18 protein-coding genes are annotated in these 19,326 nt (G+C 37.9%); 1 reads left to right on the top strand and 17 read right to left on the bottom strand.

Features of this window, described 5'->3' with window-relative positions; genetic code table 11:
* Positions 1-23 precede the first annotated feature (23 nt).
* The 6 genes from ACIQXQ_RS14365 to ACIQXQ_RS14340 form a co-directional block, all read right to left on the bottom strand.
* A complete protein-coding gene (locus tag ACIQXQ_RS14365; RefSeq protein WP_402869729.1) occupies positions 24-671 on the bottom strand; it encodes a DUF2642 domain-containing protein in 648 nt (215 codons plus the stop codon).
* A gap of 225 nt (positions 672-896) precedes the next feature.
* A complete protein-coding gene (locus tag ACIQXQ_RS14360) occupies positions 897-2,069 on the bottom strand; it encodes a DUF2642 domain-containing protein (protein ID WP_402958313.1) in 1,173 nt (390 codons plus the stop codon).
* A 198-nt stretch (positions 2,070-2,267) separates the two neighbouring features.
* The gene (locus tag ACIQXQ_RS14355; protein WP_402958311.1) at positions 2,268-3,527 is read right to left on the bottom strand and encodes a hypothetical protein; all 1,260 of its coding nucleotides are present in this window, start codon (positions 3,525-3,527) and stop codon (positions 2,268-2,270) included.
* 214 nt (positions 3,528-3,741) lie between these two features.
* Positions 3,742-4,434, bottom strand: coding sequence for an ABC transporter ATP-binding protein (locus ACIQXQ_RS14350; protein WP_402869735.1), 693 nt, complete (start codon positions 4,432-4,434; stop codon positions 3,742-3,744).
* Entirely contained in the window at positions 4,431-4,808 is a 378-nt protein-coding gene (locus ACIQXQ_RS14345) for a GntR family transcriptional regulator (RefSeq protein WP_402869737.1), read from the bottom strand. The genes ACIQXQ_RS14350 and ACIQXQ_RS14345 overlap by 4 nt, the downstream gene beginning before the upstream one ends.
* A 4-nt stretch (positions 4,809-4,812) precedes the next feature.
* Positions 4,813-5,598, bottom strand: a complete 786-nt coding sequence (locus ACIQXQ_RS14340; RefSeq protein ID WP_402958309.1) for a hypothetical protein — start codon at positions 5,596-5,598, stop codon at positions 4,813-4,815.
* Positions 5,599-5,748: 150 nt separating this feature from the next.
* Between ACIQXQ_RS14340 and tagU the strand changes: the two genes are divergently transcribed.
* Complete coding sequence (gene tagU, locus ACIQXQ_RS14335) at positions 5,749-6,678, top strand: polyisoprenyl-teichoic acid--peptidoglycan teichoic acid transferase TagU (protein ID WP_402958307.1); 930 nt, start codon at positions 5,749-5,751, stop codon at positions 6,676-6,678.
* Between the two features lie 460 nt (positions 6,679-7,138).
* Here the strand turns inward: tagU and ACIQXQ_RS14330 are convergent, their stop codons facing one another.
* The 11 genes from ACIQXQ_RS14330 to ACIQXQ_RS14280 form a co-directional block, all read right to left on the bottom strand.
* Entirely contained in the window at positions 7,139-7,594 is a 456-nt protein-coding gene (locus tag ACIQXQ_RS14330; protein ID WP_402958305.1) for a hypothetical protein, read from the bottom strand.
* A gap of 158 nt (positions 7,595-7,752) precedes the next feature.
* Complete coding sequence (locus ACIQXQ_RS14325) at positions 7,753-8,643, bottom strand: PP2C family serine/threonine-protein phosphatase (RefSeq protein WP_402958303.1); 891 nt, start codon at positions 8,641-8,643, stop codon at positions 7,753-7,755.
* A 14-nt stretch (positions 8,644-8,657) separates the two neighbouring features.
* Positions 8,658-9,728, bottom strand: coding sequence for a hypothetical protein (locus ACIQXQ_RS14320; protein WP_402958300.1), 1,071 nt, complete (start codon positions 9,726-9,728; stop codon positions 8,658-8,660).
* Between the two features lie 416 nt (positions 9,729-10,144).
* Complete coding sequence (locus ACIQXQ_RS14315) at positions 10,145-10,630, bottom strand: VanZ family protein (RefSeq protein WP_402958298.1); 486 nt, start codon at positions 10,628-10,630, stop codon at positions 10,145-10,147.
* Positions 10,617-10,754, bottom strand: a complete 138-nt coding sequence (locus ACIQXQ_RS14310) for a YwzD family small protein (protein WP_402958296.1) — start codon at positions 10,752-10,754, stop codon at positions 10,617-10,619. The genes ACIQXQ_RS14315 and ACIQXQ_RS14310 overlap by 14 nt, the downstream gene beginning before the upstream one ends.
* A 358-nt stretch (positions 10,755-11,112) precedes the next feature.
* Positions 11,113-12,435 (bottom strand): UDP-glucose dehydrogenase family protein, encoded by a 1,323-nt coding sequence (locus ACIQXQ_RS14305; RefSeq protein ID WP_402958294.1) that lies wholly within the window; start codon positions 12,433-12,435, stop codon positions 11,113-11,115.
* 69 nt (positions 12,436-12,504) lie between these two features.
* A complete protein-coding gene (galE, locus tag ACIQXQ_RS14300; protein WP_402958292.1) occupies positions 12,505-13,482 on the bottom strand; it encodes a UDP-glucose 4-epimerase GalE in 978 nt (325 codons plus the stop codon).
* Positions 13,483-13,525: 43 nt separating this feature from the next.
* Entirely contained in the window at positions 13,526-14,473 is a 948-nt protein-coding gene (gene manA / locus ACIQXQ_RS14295; protein ID WP_402958290.1) for a mannose-6-phosphate isomerase, class I, read from the bottom strand.
* 124 nt (positions 14,474-14,597) lie between these two features.
* A complete protein-coding gene (locus ACIQXQ_RS14290; protein WP_402958288.1) occupies positions 14,598-15,986 on the bottom strand; it encodes a sugar phosphate nucleotidyltransferase in 1,389 nt (462 codons plus the stop codon).
* 350 nt (positions 15,987-16,336) lie between these two features.
* Entirely contained in the window at positions 16,337-17,767 is a 1,431-nt protein-coding gene (locus ACIQXQ_RS14285) for a flippase (RefSeq protein ID WP_402958286.1), read from the bottom strand.
* A gap of 373 nt (positions 17,768-18,140) precedes the next feature.
* Positions 18,141-19,289: a glycosyltransferase family 4 protein gene (locus tag ACIQXQ_RS14280; protein ID WP_402958285.1), complete on the bottom strand. Its 1,149-nt coding sequence runs from the start codon at positions 19,287-19,289 to the stop codon at positions 18,141-18,143.
* Positions 19,290-19,326 lie beyond the last annotated feature (37 nt).

Raw genomic sequence — 19,326 nt, 5'->3', positions numbered from 1 at the left:
GATCGTAGTAGATCCGGAGTTATTCATTGTGGAAACTGAAAGCTCTTCACATGCCGCATATTTACATAAAACTCTTCGCCTTGAGCATCCATCATATGGATGAGACCATCCTTCAATTGTATGATTCTCCCTATGTCCATCGGGTGCTGCCCTAAATCGAGTACCACCAATTTATTTGTCAATTTTTTCAGTTGTTCCTCCAAAGTACGCGCCCAGCTTAGACTGGAAACTTGAAGAAGCTGCTCGCTTTTACTCAATCCGTATGGCCCCTTTTCATCATCACAGACCGTTAGCCACTTTACATGCTCCATGGAGATGAACATCGTTTTATAGGCAGGAGAATGAAAAATGAAATAATTATTCATGATACCCACGATATAGCCATAGATGGGTTTGTTTTTCGTGAGCAAAATCTCAACAAAGAGCCCTTTCGCATTCATCAGCATCTTACGAAATGACGTCTCACTGATTTCCGGGTCCTCTCCTCCTTCAATCCCTTCATCTATTATGGGAAAAGAATAATTCTTAATGTGTCGCTGCGGTACATAACGGTACACCTCTCCCGTGTATAGGACTAAGATATCCGTACTTTCTTCTATTAAATTCCCAAACACAAGAATATTTCCTGAGAGTTCTAGCTCCATATACTGTCCAATATATTTAGAAAACAAATATAATCCACCTTTCCTTCCTTATGGCGAGGAATCGTTCTTGAATCCTGTCCTAATTTGGGACACTCCGACTTGTTTCAGAGATTCGCTATAGGAATCACCCCTAGGTCTAGTCCAATAATCGCCCATGCCCTTGATCACCTTTTGGACAACCCATATGCCTGTCCCTTTTTAATAAGAAGGCACAACAACTTCATTGGTTGCTGTACCTGTGTGGTCGATTCTTTATAGAGTTGTCTTTGAAACTTTAATTAGGTTCTCAAGCCAGATTTTCTTAAACGTATTGACACGCGTACGGTTTTTATCCTTTCTATGACGGCGACGACGTTTCTTACATTCATCTGAACTTTCAGGTGAGCTGCTGCTCTCACATGAGGATGAACTTTCAGGTGAACTGCTGCTCTCACATGAGGATGAACTTTCAAACGAGCTGCTGCTCTCACATGAGGATGAACTTTCATACGAACTACTGCTCTCATATGATGATGAACTCTCATATGAGCTGCTTTCACTTGAAGAACTTTCAGGGGCTATACATTCACATGAAGAACTTTCATGAGAGCTACTTTCACATGATGATGAACTTTCATAGGAACTGCTTTCACTTGATGAACTTTCACTGGAACTGCTTTCACTTGATGAACTTTCATGAGAGCTACTTTCTCTCGAGGAACTCTCATGGGAAGAGCTTTCTTTGTTTTTATCTTTGTCCTTATCTTTCCCCCCACCATCATTCTCCCTTGGGAAAAATAGTCCGATGGATTGGATTTGATCTGTCGTGATATAAAATATTTCGTCTTTATTCACGACAACAATATAGTCTTCTTCAACTTGTATCAAAACACCCTCAACCTTTTCAGGGCCACCTGCATGAACCGAAATCCAGGAGTAAATCAATTGAGTAAGAGCTCCATTCAGGGTATCGTTAGGAACATCCGGAAACTCCGGCCATGTGGAACGGAAGGAAACCTCCACAATCGCTACGCTCTTAATAAGAGCAATCGGGAATAGAACGAGCCCGTCCTTCTTAGTCGATAACACGATATATTCTGTAGTTACCTCGACGATCTGACCGACTTTTGAAGCTGGGCCACCGCCGTTCACCTGAACGAATCGGTTATCTAATGTTTCCAATAAGCCGACGAACGTTGGCGGAAATGCATAGCCATCATCAAAAGGAGGGAGTAAATCCTCTTGAGATTTTTTTGCATTAACAACCACGATTTTCAGTTGGGCAATCGTATAATACACGAGTTGCTTCTCTTCAGTCAGAAGGACGATATACTCATCATTCACTTCTATCAGCCTGCCTTCTCTTGAATCAGGCCCGCCTTTAAATACTCTTACAAATTTCCCCTGCAAAGCTTGAAGGTACGGTAAACTAATTATTTCTGCCATTTTTCCTTTAGCCTCCAATAGTTATTTATACTTTAGTGATATCCGTACTGCATATATATGCGCCTTCTTTCTATTGCGGACTCTTCTAAGCACCCATTTTCTAGTAAATCGTCGTTTACCTAGAGAGAGCACACGTAAAATGACTAAGAACAAGCCTTCCTAAAAAAAAGACCCCAGATTTTCATCCGAGGTCACCTCTTATTTTTCTTTTTTATAGGAAACAGCCACTCTTCCGCTTTCCTGCTGTCCTGACTTGGTTACCGTCACGTATACTTTGCCCGATTTCTTACCAAGCTGCTTTATAGAAAGAGTTAGCTTTTTGCCTTTCGCCGTCCCTTTCAACAACATGTTTCCTTTGCTTTTTGCCTTGTAAATCTTCACGACATCGCCTTTCACGAGGGAACTGATTACCACGGTGTCGGCTTTTCCCTTATGATTCGTCACCTTGACCTGGCTTGTTTTCACAGAAGGCGAGGTTTCGCCTTTAAACGTTTGGGCGACACGGTCACTTTCCCTCAAAGGTGATTTCATCACGGTCACGTAGACCTTGCCTGTCTTTTTGCCAAGCTGGCTGACCTTAAAACTCACTGAAGTGCCTTTCGCCGTCGTTTTCGCTATGACATTCCCTTTGCTTTTCGCATCATACACTGTGACGACATCACCTTTTTTCAGGCTGCTTACCTTTACACTATCCGCTTTGCCTGTATGATTTGTCACATTGATTTGGGAAGCCTTTAATGAACTGGTCCTATCTGAAATCGTAAACTCGTACGGAACATCGACGGAATCATCATAGTTTTCCATCAAAAAGTAATAGGTCCCTTTTTTCATATAGGTTGTGAGGCTTCCATTTTCATTCGAATATAATTCTGCCGACTTTTTATTGGAACGATCTTGGATAGACCCACGCCATATCGTGTCCCGTTTTTGTTTCATGTTCAATGTGACATTTCCATTTTGCGGAACGACGAATCTAAAGTAATCGCGATCATCAGAGTGACTAATGACCCCTTTATATGTGGCATTCAGGTTGATGGCATTCGCTGTAGCTATCTTATCATTGGACTCTTTTTCGTAAAACGGGCTTTTTGTATATTTCGTGGAAAATTGATAATCCGCTTTGGAGCCTTTCCCACCACTATTGTTGATCCGCACGTAGTACGTCCCTTTAGGCAAACCTACTTGCACTTCATCAAACCCGGATGTATCATCCTGTCTTTTCGTATAAACGAACGTATAGATGTAGCCTTTACTATTCTGGATATGTCCCTCAAAAGAGGTCTTGGCATTCCGTTTGATCGATAACGTGACATTTCCCGGCTCAGTTAAAGTTACTTTATACAAAATCTCCTTCTTATTAGTTAAAGAACCCTTATACATCTTGTTCACGTTAATCGTTTTAGCTTGATTCACGGTCGAAGCCGAATGTACATCCGCTTTTCCTGCCACTGAGAACATAAAGATGCAAGCTCCAAACATCATCAAAAACCTTATATACCTCTGTTTCCGCACACGTTTCATTTCCCTTCATATGTAAATTAGTAGTTAAATGATATTAGTTATATTTTCCTATTAATCCATAAGTTTATCAACATTTTCTCACGTGGTAATTATACCCAATAACTTTTTTTACAATAAAAAGACCCCAAATCCTCATTTGGAGTCCTACTAATCACCTATAATGTGCTTTCATCCATCCCACTACTGATTCCCCGTTTCTTTCACGGATGCCTTCCACTTCCTCTTTGGCAATGATTTGCCCATCCTGGATCAATAGCACTTCATCCAGGACCTTCTCGATATCATCGATTTCGTGCGTCGTGATGATGACCGTTTGTTTTTCAAAATCAATATACGTAAGCAGGCTGCGAACAATCTCTTCACGAACCATCACATCCAAGCCTGAAAATGGTTCATCTAATAATACGATTGGTGCCTCCCGTGACAAAGCCAACACCAATTTAAGACGGCCCCTGTTTCCCTTCGACATAGAACTGACTTTCTTTGAAACATCCAGCTTCATGAATGTCAGCATTTCCATGGCCTTTTTATGATTGAAATCCGTAAACTGCGAAGCATGAAAATCAATATAATGACCAACCGTAAACGCGGGGTAGAAAAAATCCAACTCCGTCAAATACGACACGCAAGAGGCAATCCTCCTGCTTACCTTATCTCCCTCGACCGTCACCTCACCATGATCCGGTTTCACCAAACCGGCAATCAGTTTGAGCAGGGTCGACTTACCGCTTCCATTGGCCCCTAACACACCATAAATCTTTCCTACATCAAACGAAAGTGAAACACGATCCAGTGCCACAATTTTTCCATACTTCTTCGTCACGTCCTGCATTTCAATCATCATTCCACATCACCCCGTTCTGTCAAAAATGCCTGTATCGCCGTGAGCATTTCCGGCTTTGACAAGCCAATCTCCTTCATATTCTCCACGAACGTTTCCATGATTTCCGTTTGGATCCGCACCCGTAACGAAGCGATCAAGCTTGGATCATTTTTAACGAATGTTCCCTGCCCCCTTTTTGTCTCCACAATTCCATCCCTTTCAATCTCAGCGTACGTGCGCTGTATCGTATTTGGATTAACGCCCGTTTGAATAGCCATCTCTCGAACCGATGGTAGCTTTTCACCACTTTTTATCTCCCCGCGGACAATCGAATAACAAATTCGATCCGCTACCTGTAAATAAATCGGCTTTGTCGCATGAAACTCCTCTGTCATACACTTACACCTCGATCTTTCGGTCCAGCAGCCAACATGAAGCTAGGAATAATAACACTAACGTGATGATATCCAACCCGGTTGTCAGAAGGGATATGCCTCCCGTATTTAGGTAAAATTTCAAATTATCAGCCGACATGGTAAATGAAGAGTCACTCAAAACGTCCACGACCCAGACCGTATCCATTTGTTGATAAACAGCCGTACTTTCATACCAGCTCCCCACCATGACCATCCCTATAAATAGAAGGGAAACGATCAGCCAACGAAACGGTTTAATGGCTGACACCCGAGCCAATGCATGGTAAACCACCCATAAAAATAACATGACCAGGGCAAGGAAAAGACTGACCGCCATCAAGAAAATGCCCATCTGAAGCAAATTATAGAATGACATCATACTCTCCGTGTGAAAACTCACACCAAAATGGCTCGTCGGAATCCTCATGGTCACAAAAGTGAGCAGGCAGGCAAACAGCAATGACATCCCCTGGAACAGTACACTGATCAACAATTTACTACCTAGTAGCATCCCGGAAGACTGTGGATTATACAACCAGACTTGTGCCTTACCTTCCACATTCAAACGACTACATATAAGGAAAATCATTATCAGCGGATGCATCAAAATGACCATCGGTGAACTGATGTAAAACAAACCAGCCACTTCTAAATACTTCGCAAGTAAATAGGCAACAAACACTAACCCCGCCTGGGCCAGCAGCAACCAAAGAAGAACCGACTTCCCGATCAGCCACTCCTTTTGCATCAATCCTCTAAACGCTTTCACTTCCCCATCCCCTTTACCACTGTGTTAGTTAAATAGTACACGACTACACATGCATTGTCAAATATACTATAAAATACCAAAAATCCTATTATTTAAATAACTAATTTATTATAATAGATTAAGTGATTAAAGTGAGGAAGGAAGTAGACGATGACACATGAAAAAAAGAAGAAAAAGAAACGAACATGGCTAAAAGTAGTCGGCATTATCGTCCTTCTTTTTATACTAGCCGGGGGGACTTTTGCATTCTCCGTATGGAATTCCTTAACAAAGACAGTCGAAACCATGCATACACCTATAGAGCGCAGTACAGATAAACGGACCAAAGAACTCGTATTATCGGATTATGAGCCTTTTTCCATGCTGATGCTCGGTGTCGATGAACGGGATGGCGACAAAGGCCGCTCGGATACGATGATTGTCTTGACCGTCAATCCAAAATTGAAGTCCGTGAAAATGCTGAGCATCCCACGAGATACTCGTACTGAGATTGTCGGACATGGCACTCAGGATAAAATCAATCACGCCTTTGCATTCGGCGGCGCCGAGATGGCGATGGATACGGTCGAGAATTTTCTTGATATCCCGATCGACTATTATATGAAGATCAATATGGAAGGCTTTAAAGATATCGTGGACGCAGTCGGCGGTGTCACCGTCCAAAACGATTTGAACTTTACTGAAGAGGGGACGACCTTCAACAAAGGCATGATTGAACTGAACGGTAAAGAGGCGTTGGCCTATGCCAGAATGAGATACGAAGATCCAAATGGTGATTTCGGTCGTCAATCCAGACAACGTGCCATTATCGAAGCGGTCATTAAAGAAGGGGCAAGCGTATCGACCTTAACAAGTTACGGCGACGTATTCGACGCACTAAGTAAAAATATCCAGACTAATTTGACGTTTGATGACATGATGGACATTCAAAAGAACTATAGAGACGCAAGTAATGACATTTCCCAATCATCCATAGCCGGTACCGGAACGAAAATCGACGGAATCTACTACTATCTTGTGTCGGAAGAAGAACAAAAAAAGATTCAAAGAGAATTAAAGGAACATTTAACCGTCAAATAACGCAAAACGAAAAAGCTGCCTGGACCGCATCCAGACAGCTTTTTCATTTTACCCATCCAACATTCTGACAAAAAACGGACACCCATTGTAGAGATTTGTTGGAATTTTTGTTGTTTATTAGAGGGGAAAAGACGGTATAATCTAATAAGAGCTAAGAAATTCCTTCTTCCCCTTGAACCTTTCATTACGAGAATCAACTTTCATTAGACACAAGGTCATGTGAATCATCATGCTTAGATCTAAACATTTCAAACAAATAAAAGGAGTGGATTGTATGAAAATCAAGGCAGGTAGTTGGGCAATGTTAAGCAAACAAGACAAAATGTTTATTCTGAAGGCCATCAGTGATCGCTCTAGAATGAAATATGCTTCATGATCACTACCTTAATCCGTCAATTCCCTTATAAATATCCTCTCCCTTTTCGATAAAAGGAGCGAAATGTTGAAAAAGGAGAGGCATCTATTCAAATCGATAATCCCAAAACAGACGCCATTCGCCTTTTTCCTTCACTACATAACAATCCTGTTCGATCGTAAACACACCAAAATGAGACTCAAACACCTGTGTGACAGGGACCCTGTACGCTGTTTTATGGACCTTGCCACCTTTCCCCATGCTCCAATCCTTCACTTTCTTTGAACGTCCCACTTCATACTGAAAGGTTTCCACATCCATATGCTGCAAGAAGACATGAGCCCGATTTTGCACATAATCAGCACGAACCGGAAAGCGCACCTTCATTTCAGCACTCAACAATTCCCACGACTTGCCGAATTCCGCCTCACTCTCGTACGCATAAAAATCATCCACTAATCGCTCAGGTCCACTAGGCCAAAGAAAAACGATACACCCTCCCAGGACTAATAATGCGATTAGGCAGAATCCGATCCCAATTGGACTTCTATTGCGTCTCATCATCTACATCACCTTCAGAAAGCCTATCCTTACCCTATATATATGAAAGGAACGACAAAAAAGAAGCATGCTTATTAGACATACTTCTAGCGTGCGGGTTCTATAATTGAATAGTGGTGCGAGTCGTGACTCTTATTGAGATATAGAGGTTACTCGATTCATTCAAATTCAATGAGAATTCCAGTTTTATCATCTGCGAATTTCAACCTTGGATAGGTATAGCACGCCTTATCCGTACTCTCAAGGTTCAGTACCTCATTCTTCAATGCCTCTAAACCATTATCAAAGGCATAGCTTGCTGTCTTGACCCAAGCGTCTTGTCCTGTTGCTTTATGAAAGGGCAACTGAAGTCCGTCTGAAAGCAATAAGATTCTTTTGGCGTCATACAAAGGAAACATTCCATAATCCAAATAACTAATGGCCTCGGAACTCCCATCAAGGACTCCATATCCACCCTTTGTGTTCAGTTTCCTACGATTCTCAATAATTTTAGGCAGTATTTCTTGCCTTGTGTCTTTCAATAGGTTGGTAATTTCCGTTTCACTCCATGTATTGGGATCAACATCAACACCATCACCTAATCTAGAATCAATAGAATGTTTATGTAGCTCAATGGACACTCCATCTAATTTCGATAAATGATCATATGTAATCTGGCGAATTTCCTTGTTTCCATATTGGACGAAGATCATACAGTCACCGCCATGAACATACTCTACCTTATTTTCCTTTATTCTTATCGTTGCAAGCCCACATGTACTTCTATTTTCCTTAGGGATAGAATCAAAATCGTCAGTATTCATTTTCTCACAAACTTTTTTACGAATTCTACCATTTCCTATGTCTATACTATTCATAAGAGATTGATGCTCAGCCTCTTGTTCTAAAGTTTCTTTAATAATCTCTGCTGCCATTTTCCCAGATAAACTTCCAAGGCCTGTCGCCCCATCTATGACAGAAAAAACACCTGTCTCCTCCATTGCGACGTAAGCATCTTCATTCTCTTGATTAACCCCTTTTAGATAGACCACATCATAATGAAATCCCATATTCAGACCTCCTTTTATATGAGGATATTAGTTACAATACCCACTGCTATTAACAAGAAACCAACGAAAGACACCAGTATGTACTTCAATATCCTCTGCTTTGCCGTAGAAATTAAAATACTGAATCCTACATTCACCAATATCATGGATCCAGCAAGCACCAAAATCAACATCGCAGCTTGTTCGAAGTTCGGTTGTTTACTCAGAATATTAATAGAACCAATGATGAAGCTGATGATAGCCGTAAAAAATGCTAGCATTTGAAGGTTTTGAGCCTTCATACTTTCCATCTTTTCTTCAGTAGTTTCCACTAGGTGTTGTACGGAATCTTGAGCGGATAAAACGGTAACTTTCGCTTCTTCAATATCCGATTTCACTAATTCATATAACTCTTTTGTTTTAACTTGCACCAGAAAATTTCGATACTCACTAATTCTGATGGAGTAATCATTCGACTTACTATTTTCAATGTCTATTGCATAAATAATGTTTTTCTTAGCCTCTTCAAATTTCTTATTATGGGAGAGAATCCTGCCTTTCGTACAATAAAATTTAGCATAATTTGGAGCGAGAATGATAACAGTTTCAATAAATGAAGAAATATTCTTTTCATCCTCAGATTCAACCTCAATATTTTCCTCTAAAGCAGTGATAACTGCTTCACAATAATTATGTAAAACCCCCACATGCCTATTTAACTCTTCAATAGCTTTCCTACTGTAGTCAATGGATTTTAAAATACCATCCCTATCATTAAACGACTTATGCATGAGAGAAAGCACGTGATAATGAAGCTTGAATCCCTTAAATTCATCTATATACTGTTCTACAAGTCGTTTAAATTCTGTATGATTGTTCTGTCGCCGGTGATATAAAGTTATCCCGAAAAAGGCCCGGAACCTCACATCTAAGTTTACCTCATTATCTACTAAAATTTGATATAGATCCTCGATTACAGATGGCGTTCTCTGCGTAATCATGCTAGAAATGCAATCTTCAAAAGCCCTCTCCTCAGTAGAACCCATTTCCATCAATTCTACCTTTAACCCTTCTATTGATATTCGATCAATCCCTATAACTTCCACAAAACCCAACTCCCTAACCAGTTACTTACTACTATTCTATACAATAAAGGGTTGTTAATATATACTTTTTTTGATAATATTCGACACTCTATTTGTTATCAATGGACTACTCCTATGCTTCCTAAAAAATAATAAATTGGGTATGTTAAAACTAGGATTCAAGGGGTGATTCATTAAGAATCACCCCTTGAATAATGAACACTATATTTTGTAAGAACTAATAGGAAATTGGAGTACTTAATCTGAAAATTTCTAGAGAGAATGAGATAAATATAATTTTTATTATCTCTATGAATCCAAGTATGTTAAAGAAGGAGAAAGTTTACCAATAGCGGTGTAATAGAGGATTGAGCTTCACTACCAAAAAACAGAAAGCACAAAGGTAAGTGAAAAAATCGAGAATATCATCGAGTAAGCTAAGCACGGTTATACCGTCTCTTTATCAGTAGAAAAAACAAAATACCCAACAATCCCCCGAACGTATCCAGGATCACATCCTGCAATAAAGGAGTACGCCCACCGGTGAACTTCTGATGTAACTCATCCGCAATCGCGTACAGGAATACACACAAAAGAGATCCAGAAAAAGAAAGGTCCTTTTCCTTCACAAAACTCCTCCAAACACCAACTGTCAAAAATCCGAATACGAAAAAGATAAAAAGGTGCGCACCTTTTCGAATGAAAAACTCAACAAAACCATCCACCCCAGCGGAATGTACACTCACCTCGGCCCCACCATACATGAACGAAATGCCCCCAAGCAATTCATACCAATACGGTGTATTGAACCGTCCTAAAAAAGAAGAAAGACTCTGTTCCTCATACGTTTGCGAGGAAAAGAAGAAAATCAACATTGCCCATAAAATAAGGGAGGTTGGGAATAACCATTTACGATTTCTCATGGAAAGACCCTTCCATAATGCCACTCAATTTCTCTTTCAGTTCCTCTACTACATCATCTACCGTTACATCCTGATTGGATTCCGATTTTAAAACCACGTCTATTAAAATATCATGAAAGGTCATTAGAAATATCCACTCCAAATTTGATTGCTGTCCTCTAAAACACCATTATTTTTATTTTATGGTAAATAACAAAAGGGAAAGTATTCCAATTGATAATTACATAGTATAGGTATATTAGCAAGTGATTTTACATGATGGATGTGTAATTAAATATGCGAATTGTATGCGGGGATAAAATTAATGACTTTGAGTGGTAAAGTACACATTCTAAATTACCAGAAAATCTTATACTAGCTTTTCTTTTAGTTTCTTTCCTAATAAACAGCTTAATCCATTATTTGTTCTAACCAAGTGCTCACGAAAGAAGCACTCATTCTCCTTATAGAGAAAGAGTGCATATGGTAAGGGTTTGGGGCATTTAATTACTTTTTAAGGTGATTGCCGTAGTCACTGTTTTTCTTCCTATTGATTCATAGGTTAACCCAGCAGCCTCAGCAGCCTCCACTGAATAACAATTCCGTCCATCAATAATAATCGGGTTTTTCATGAGCAACGCATACTTTTCAAGCTCTAACGTTTTAATCTGATTCCATTCAGTAAAAATAAAGCATAGATCGGCATCCGTAAGTGCCTCTTCGATCGACTGACTGTAAGTGACGGCATGGGAGAAGACCTTTTTAAAGTTGTCCATGCCTACTGGATCCCAAACCTTCACATTGGCTCCGTCTTCAAGCATAATCGGTATATTTGTAAGAGATGGGGCTTCCCTTAAATCATCAGTTCCAGGCTTGAAGGTCAATCCAAGCACAGCAATGTTAAGACCATCGAGACTACTAAAATACTTTCTTGCTTTCTTAATCAATTTAATTTTTTGATTTTCATTTACTTCAATGGTCGCCTTTATAGTCTTGATCTCATAATCGTTATAGTTAGCAAGCCAATGGAGGGCCTTCGTATCCTTAGGGAAACAAGAACCACCATACCCAATTCCGGCTTGTAAAAATTTATCGCCGATTCGAGGATCCATTCCCATTCCTTTTGCTACGTCTTCTATATTTGCCCCAACGATTTCACAAAGATTCGCAATCTCATTAATGTAGGAAAGCTTTAATGCTAAAAAATCATTGGCTGCGTATTTAATCATTTCGGCACTGTGTCTATCTGTCACCACGTATGGAATATTGAAATTCTTATACATTTCTTTCATGGCTCTTTCCGCATTTTTCGACTCAACACCAAGGACAATTCGTGAAGCTTCTAACGTATCTTTTACCGCTGATCCTTGTGCGAGAAACTCTGGATTTGAAACTACATCGACACTTACAGCATTTCGTAAATTTTCATTTATTAATTTCTCGATTTTATCGTTCGTTCCAATAGGAACAGTCGATTTAATAACAACGACACAATCTTTCTCAATCGTTTGTGCAATCTGTTTTGCCACTTCATTTATATATTGAAGATTAGCCGATCCGTCTTTTCTCTCTGGTGTCCCTACAGCTATGATAATAATATCCGCGTTCATATAAGCCGCTTGATAATGACTGACGAAAGTAAGACTTTCCCTGTTCTTCTTCAGCAAATCTTCCAACTGTGGCTCATAAATAGGAGAGAAGCCGTTACTCAATAAATCTATTTTCCCTTGATCGATATCCACACAGGTTACAGCATTCCCCTTTTCGGCCAGACAAACAGCGGTGACCAACCCAACATACCCTGTACCTGCAACAGCAATTTTCATATCTATCCCATCTTTCCTTTCATATCAAAAAACTAAAAACCCCTTAACCAGTTAGGTTTTTGTTGGTTTTCAGTCATTTTTATTTTGAATGCTATGCCATCTCCAGGCACTTTCAATAATTTGTTCAATTCCGAATTGTGCTTTCCATCCTAACTCATGGTAAATCTTTTCTGCAGAGGCAACTAACTGAGCAGGATCACCTGGCCTTCGTTCAGTCTTCTCAACAATGGCCTGAAGCCCAGTTACACGTTCACACGTTTGAATAACCTCTTCAACAGAGTATCCTTTTCCATTTCCCAGATTATAGACTTCTGCTTGTTTTTGCTTATTTAATAGAGCCTGGAGTGCTAAAATATGTGCACGAGCTAAATCGGTAACATGAATATAATCACGAATACATGTACCATCCAGTGTATTATAATCTGTTCCAAAAACTGATATTTTCTCGCGTTGCCCAAGTAAATGCTGAAGGATAATAGGAATAAGGTGAGTTTCCGGTTCATGCCTTTCGCCAATGGATCCACTTTCATGAGCACCAGCTGCATTAAAGTAACGTAGGACGATATAATGGAAGTCATACGCCTTTGAAAAGTCTTCTACTATATGCTCGATCATCAATTTAGAACGACCATATGGATTAATGGGATTTGTAGCGGATTGTTCTGTTAAGAGCTTGTCCTCTGGGATTCCATATGTAGCAGCGGTAGAAGAAAAAATGAAATTCTTTATATTATACTTCAGCATGGTTTTTAGTAGAGTTAACGTCGAAGCTACATTATTCTCATAATACTTTAAAGGCTCTACCACTGATTCCCCAACCAAGCTATTCGCAGCAAAGTGCATCACGGCCTCTATTGGGTACATTTCAAAGACTTTTTCTACATCCTCTTTTTTACCAAGATCACCTTCAATAAATAAAGCTCGATCATCAACAGCCCATCGATGCCCCGTTGATAAATTATCTAAAACGATGACCTCTGAAACCTTGACCAATTCTTTGACAGTATGACTGCCTATATATCCAGCTCCACCTACAACCAATATCATGCGATGAGACACCTTCATTCTCTAAATAAATTTTTTTCATTATTTATGGATGAGATACGATCAAACTCATAAATCCATTCAATATAAAGTTTTCCATGCGATAAGGCAAAATAAAATGTTGACCCTTCTTTATAGGGTATGCTTTATGATTCACCTGGATTGTTCCATTCCCTTCAAGAACGCTAACTAACATAAAGGGTTGATCTTGTACCAATTCAATTCGGTTGTGAACCTCCCATTTATGCACACTAAAATACTGATCTTCCACAAAGGTGGTAATGGTGGCTTCATCCACTCTACAAATCTTTGGTTCTACTTTCTTCGTTATATGAGGCACCGTGGCTACGGCAACAGCTTTCTCTAAATGAAGCTCTCTTCTTTCACCATCCGGGCCCGTTCGATTATAATCATATACTCTGTACGTCGTATCCGAACTTTGTTGTGTTTCTAATACAAGCGTACCTTTTCCAATCGCATGCACTGTCCCACTTGGTACATAGAAAAAATCACCAGGATGAACCTTTACACGATGAAGCAAATCGTCCCATTGATTGTTTTCAATCATAGTAACAAGCTCTGTTTTTGTTTGAGCATGGTGGCCAAAAACAATCTCCGCATCTTCTTCACAATCAATAATATACCAACACTCCGTTTTACCAAGTTCATCGCTCTCAAGACTTTTGGCAAAGAAATCATCAGGGTGGACCTGGACAGATAAATCATAATTAGCATCCAATATTTTGATCAGTAATGGGAATTTCTCACTATGATAGAAACCAAATAATTCCGGGTGGTTTTCCCATAAATCACTTAATTTTTCGCCTGAGTATTCCCCTGAGATCACCGTGCTCTCACCATTTTCATGCCCAGATATTGCCCAGCATTCACCTGTTTGCGCTGAGGGAATATCATATTGATAGATGGACTTTAACTTAGTCCCACCCCAAATCCGTTCTTGAAACGAGGGGGTAAGGAAGATTGGTTCATTCATACTCATTTCTCCCTTACTATAGATATTAGAATGAAGCAATTCGGAATTATTTTATAAGTACGATATCTTTTTCTGGACACCTGAATAAAAAAGAGGAGAGACAATTGTCTCTCCTCTTACTTCATTATAAAATCACTTTCCCTTTAGAATGCTGAAAGTGAGTCACCACATCTTCCCATGTAAAGTACAATCGGACAAAGTCTTCATCACTAATACCTAATCCTGTTTGCACTTCTATAAACTCCAATTCGGTCAGGGCACGAATGCCATGCTTTTTCCCAGCTGGAAGATGGATGATATCTCCTGCTTTTACACGAGTTATACGATCATCAAGCGCCAGCTCGCCTTCTCCTCTTACAACGGTCCATACTTCATCACGGATATGATGATAATGGTAACTAGAATTCTTTCCTGCATAGATACAGATCCGTTTGGTTACCATTTCCTGACTGCTTTCATAGGTGGCATAATCTAAAATCCGCGACCAGCCCCACATTCGTTCTTCATACATGGGTGGCTGATCAAAACTTTTAATCAATTCCTTAATTTTCGGACTAGAGGCCTTATCAGAAACCAAGATTCCATCTGGACTGGCAGCGACCACGATATCCCTTGTTCCTATAACGGTTACGGGTATATCCAACTCGTTTACTAAGTGGGTGTTAATAGAATCTTCCGAAATAATCCCTTTCCCTATTTGAGTAGTCACCATTTCTTCCGTTAATGTATTCCAAGTACCAAGATCTTTCCAATAGCCTTCATAGGGTAAGGCTACAATATGTTGAGCTTTTTCAACAACCTCATAGTCAAAACTGATCTTAGGCAAGGTATGGTAGATGGAATATAACTCATCAAACTGAGTGGGCAATTTCATTTGATGAAGGATTTCAATAAGGTAGCTTAACCTAAACGCAAAAACACCGCAATTCCAAAGAGCGTTCTTATCCATTAATAACGCTGCTTGTTCTTCACTTGGTTTTTCTGTAAAATGGTCTACTCGAAAATACTGATTGTCTTGAACTTGGGATTCAGGAACAAGATAGCCATACTTGGAAGAAGGATATGTGGGCTTAACACCTATTAAAGCTAAATCAGCATTCGTATTTGTTAACAATTGATCCAACTCTTTTACTTTATTAAAAAAAGCATCATCTACATAAGGATCCACCGGTAGGACGGTAATAACCTCATCTAATGATACTTTATCAACAGAATATAAATAAGAAGCAGCTAAAGCAATGGCAGGAAAGGTATCTCGTCTTTCTGGTTCAATGATGAGTGGGGCCTCTGTACCAATCTGACTATGAATCATATCTCGTTGCATTTTGGATGTAGCAATAATAGCTGAGTCAGCAAGACTGACAGCTTCCAATTGGCCCCATACTCGTTGGACCATTGATTGCCTCTCAGTATTCTCCGCTTCAAGAACTTTTAGAAATTGCTTGGAACGGGTGTCATTTGACAATGGCCATAGTCGTTTTCCTGAACCTCCCGATAATAAAACAAGTTTCATCTAAATTCCTCCCGAAAAAAAGAACCAATTTAATTTGGTTCCAAATGAATTTTTTTCATTTTTTTCATAAAATATTTTTATCTAATTAGTACAATTTCTAATAAAATGAAAGTAGTAGTTGTTGATTTGATTTTGTATGGTACCATATTTCATTGAAGAAACGATAAAAAATACATATCAATTTAGTAGTAAGAAAAGAAATCAGCTGAGGCTGTACTGGAGAAAAGTCAGAACATTTAATAATAGAGATTTTTATTAATAAATACCAGGTGTATTAAGACAGTAATTCAATTAATGGGACTATCTTTAAGAATAAAACTAGCAACTAAAAAGAGACTTTCCATACTAATCTAATTAAATTTTGACTTAACTATCTTAAAAGCGTATTTTAAATTCTCATCTTTTGTTAAAATCATCATTGCTAAATATATCATTCCACCTACTATTATAAGTATAAAACTACTTAATATTGTAGGGCTCATCTTTGTTGATATTAACCAAATTGCAGAAAACATTAGTAGAGAGACAACCAAATACCTACCAATTGGTTGAAACATTTTTTTTATATTTATTATATCTCTTATAAAATATAACATTAAAAACATACCTGTAAACTCCGCTATAACTGATGATATTGTTGTGCCCACACCCTCATACTTATTTATTAAAAGAAAGTTAAGTATAATATTTACAATTGCTCCACTTGAAACAGCAATAGTAAACTGCCTTTCTCTTTTTATTGATATTAAGATTTGATTACCTAATATGCTGGACCATCCTAATGTAATCATCAGAAATGAGCCTATATAAAACATTGGTATTATTCCAGTGAATTCTGGTCCAAAGAACCAAGGAACAAAAGAACTGGATATTCCCATTAAACCAAAAGCCATAGGGAATGCTAAAAAAGAAACAAAAGAAAATGATTTATAAACATTATTATTGAATTCTTCATATTTCATGTTCTTGTATAAGTTCGCCATTTTAGGTAAGGTAACTGTCGCAACCGAAGTAACGACCGTTATAAGTAACTTTATTATTTTCTGGGAATTATCATACAAACCGACCTGTGATTCATTGACCAATATCCCTAGCATAATCTTATCTAACAAAGTATAAATATTAATAGCAATTTGAGGTATGAATAATTTTATTGAAAATTTTAAATGGTTTATAGAGTCCCTTATCTTTGGTAATACAAAGTAAATATTTTTAGGTAGCTCCAACCACATTATTATTTGCCCAACGAGTTGAGTACCAGCTAGTATTAATGCATAAAGCCAAACATCCGAACTATTCTTTACAAAAGCAAATATTAATACTATTCCTATAACCTTAACTAAGGTATTTTTTATAACAACACTTTTGAAATCTTCTAATCCAAAAAATAACCATGTAATATCTGCTAAAGAACTTAAAATAACTAGAGATTGTATAATATATAATGTTTTGTAACTTGAATCTAATATGATACCAAATATCAATATGTAAAGAATAAAAGATATCCCTACTGTTATTATCCTAATTAGATTTATTTCCCAGAATGTTCTGCTAAGTTTATCATTATCGTCCCTAACATATGCAATTTCTCTACTAGAATACATAGATAGACCTAACATACCAAAAAGAATAAAGTACTGTGCATACGCATTTGTTAAAGCATAGCTACCTAATCCATCAGGTCCAAATATTCTCGACACATAAGGTATTATTACAATTGGCAAGATCATTGTAAGTATTTGATAAATTAAATTATATAAATAATTTTTTACAACCCTCAAAATTACCTCCATAATATAAGAATACAAATGTTAGCAATTTATTCTCTACTAGCATTATCACTTATACAAACTTATCTAAAAATTGTATTAGTTTAGTCCATCTCCAAGTGATTGCTACCCTATATGTATTATTCCGATAAGGATCATTCTAAAGTCATTTTTCCACTCTTATATTTGATTTTTTACCTATTCAAATAATAACAAATACCTTTTTATAGCGTTTAATGCTCATGGATTTATTATCTACCAGATGAATCTCAACATCTCTTTTTAAATTCTGAAACTGTGACATACCAAGACAGATTCAGCACTTTTTATTAATATTTCTACAAAAATAAATAGCTTTATTTTACTCATTCACTCTTTCCAATTTCTAAAGCACACCTTCTAATAGTTTAGTTATTCTCTTACCTACTGAATTCCAATTCAATGCTTCTTGATAGAATTTAAAAGTTGATATACTTAAATTTTTATACTCTTCTGAGTTTTCAATCAACCAAATTATTTTTTCTACATAACAAGAGGCTTCTTCAGTACTATTAAATAATATGCCATTTCTATTAGTTACTATGTCACTAACCCCTCCTGTATTCACAGCGATAACTGGTAAACCAAATGCACTAGCTTCTGCATAGGCGATTCCCTGCGCTTCCCGCAGACTAGGCTGAAGATAAAAATCTGATGTAAGGTATAGCTCTTGTAATTTTTTATTTTCTTCCACAATATCTTTATTTAAAAATCCTCTTACATTAATGAACCTTGCATCTGCTGAAGACAAATTCGGTTGACATCCGACAACATCCAATTTACTAGAATAACCTTTATTTGACAATTCTTTTACAATTTGAAGTGCAAGTGGTCCACCCTTTCTAATCCAATCTCTTCCAACAAAAAGCATTCGATATTCTTGTTTTGATTGGTTACAAATTGCCCTTTCGTTTACATATCTCAAAATATCCACTTTATTGAAATTGTGATAAATATTTGCTCCTCTATTTATCGCTACGCACTTTCTAGAATCTGCATCATGAAATTGTATGGCAGTATCTACAGCCCATTGAGAAGCGAAAATCGCCTTCGTGCAGTTTTTCAGAGCTGCTTTTTCAGCATTCATTCCTTGAAGCACATTCTTTTTATTCATCTCCTCCACATTCCAATAATAGTTTAACATCCCCCCAAAAGTTGCGTCCGTATAAAACACACTAGGTTTCCTATCTTTCAAATAAGTTAATAATATGCTTGAGGATGAAAAAATAATATCGTAATCTACTCCTCTTTTGCGGCTTTCAATTTGCTTATGAAAGCTTTGTAAAGCAAGTTTTGTACGCATAATATCTATTTTTTTCCCTGTAATTCTTTCAATTACTTTAAATAACACAAATAAAACTCTGTTTACTTTTAAATTATCAATGGTTATTACATCATTTCCAGATTCTTCTAAAGCTTTTTTGATATTTACAACTGTTCCCGATTGAGCAATTGTATCTCTAATATTAAATGGCGTTAAATACAAAATTTTCATCAGTCATCTCCCACCAAAGCGTTCAAATATAAAAAAA

This window comes from Peribacillus sp. NPDC097198 (assembly GCF_044762055.1).
GTDB lineage: Bacteria > Bacillota > Bacilli > Bacillales > DSM-1321 > Peribacillus.
This window is presented reverse-complemented; position numbering and strand designations above follow the sequence as displayed.

Coding starts and splice junctions, on each gene's coding strand:
- ACIQXQ_RS14360 (WP_402958313.1), bottom strand. CDS start 2,069: ATGGCAGAAATAATTAGTTTACCGTACCTTCAAGCTTTGCAGGGGAAA.
- ACIQXQ_RS14355 (WP_402958311.1), bottom strand. CDS start 3,527: ATGTTCTCAGTGGCAGGAAAAGCGGATGTACATTCGGCTTCGACCGTG.
- ACIQXQ_RS14350 (WP_402869735.1), bottom strand. CDS start 4,434: ATGATGATTGAAATGCAGGACGTGACGAAGAAGTATGGAAAAATTGTG.
- ACIQXQ_RS14345 (WP_402869737.1), bottom strand. CDS start 4,808: ATGACAGAGGAGTTTCATGCGACAAAGCCGATTTATTTACAGGTAGCG.
- tagU (WP_402958307.1), top strand. CDS start 5,749: ATGACACATGAAAAAAAGAAGAAAAAGAAACGAACATGGCTAAAAGTA.
- ACIQXQ_RS14330 (WP_402958305.1), bottom strand. CDS start 7,594: ATGAGACGCAATAGAAGTCCAATTGGGATCGGATTCTGCCTAATCGCA.
- ACIQXQ_RS14325 (WP_402958303.1), bottom strand. CDS start 8,643: ATGGGATTTCATTATGATGTGGTCTATCTAAAAGGGGTTAATCAAGAG.
- ACIQXQ_RS14315 (WP_402958298.1), bottom strand. CDS start 10,630: ATGAGAAATCGTAAATGGTTATTCCCAACCTCCCTTATTTTATGGGCA.
- ACIQXQ_RS14310 (WP_402958296.1), bottom strand. CDS start 10,754: ATGACCTTTCATGATATTTTAATAGACGTGGTTTTAAAATCGGAATCC.
- ACIQXQ_RS14305 (WP_402958294.1), bottom strand. CDS start 12,435: ATGAAAATTGCTGTTGCAGGTACAGGGTATGTTGGGTTGGTCACCGCT.
- galE (WP_402958292.1), bottom strand. CDS start 13,482: ATGATATTGGTTGTAGGTGGAGCTGGATATATAGGCAGTCATACTGTC.
- manA (WP_402958290.1), bottom strand. CDS start 14,473: ATGAATGAACCAATCTTCCTTACCCCCTCGTTTCAAGAACGGATTTGG.
- ACIQXQ_RS14290 (WP_402958288.1), bottom strand. CDS start 15,986: ATGAAACTTGTTTTATTATCGGGAGGTTCAGGAAAACGACTATGGCCA.
- ACIQXQ_RS14280 (WP_402958285.1), bottom strand. CDS start 19,289: ATGAAAATTTTGTATTTAACGCCATTTAATATTAGAGATACAATTGCT.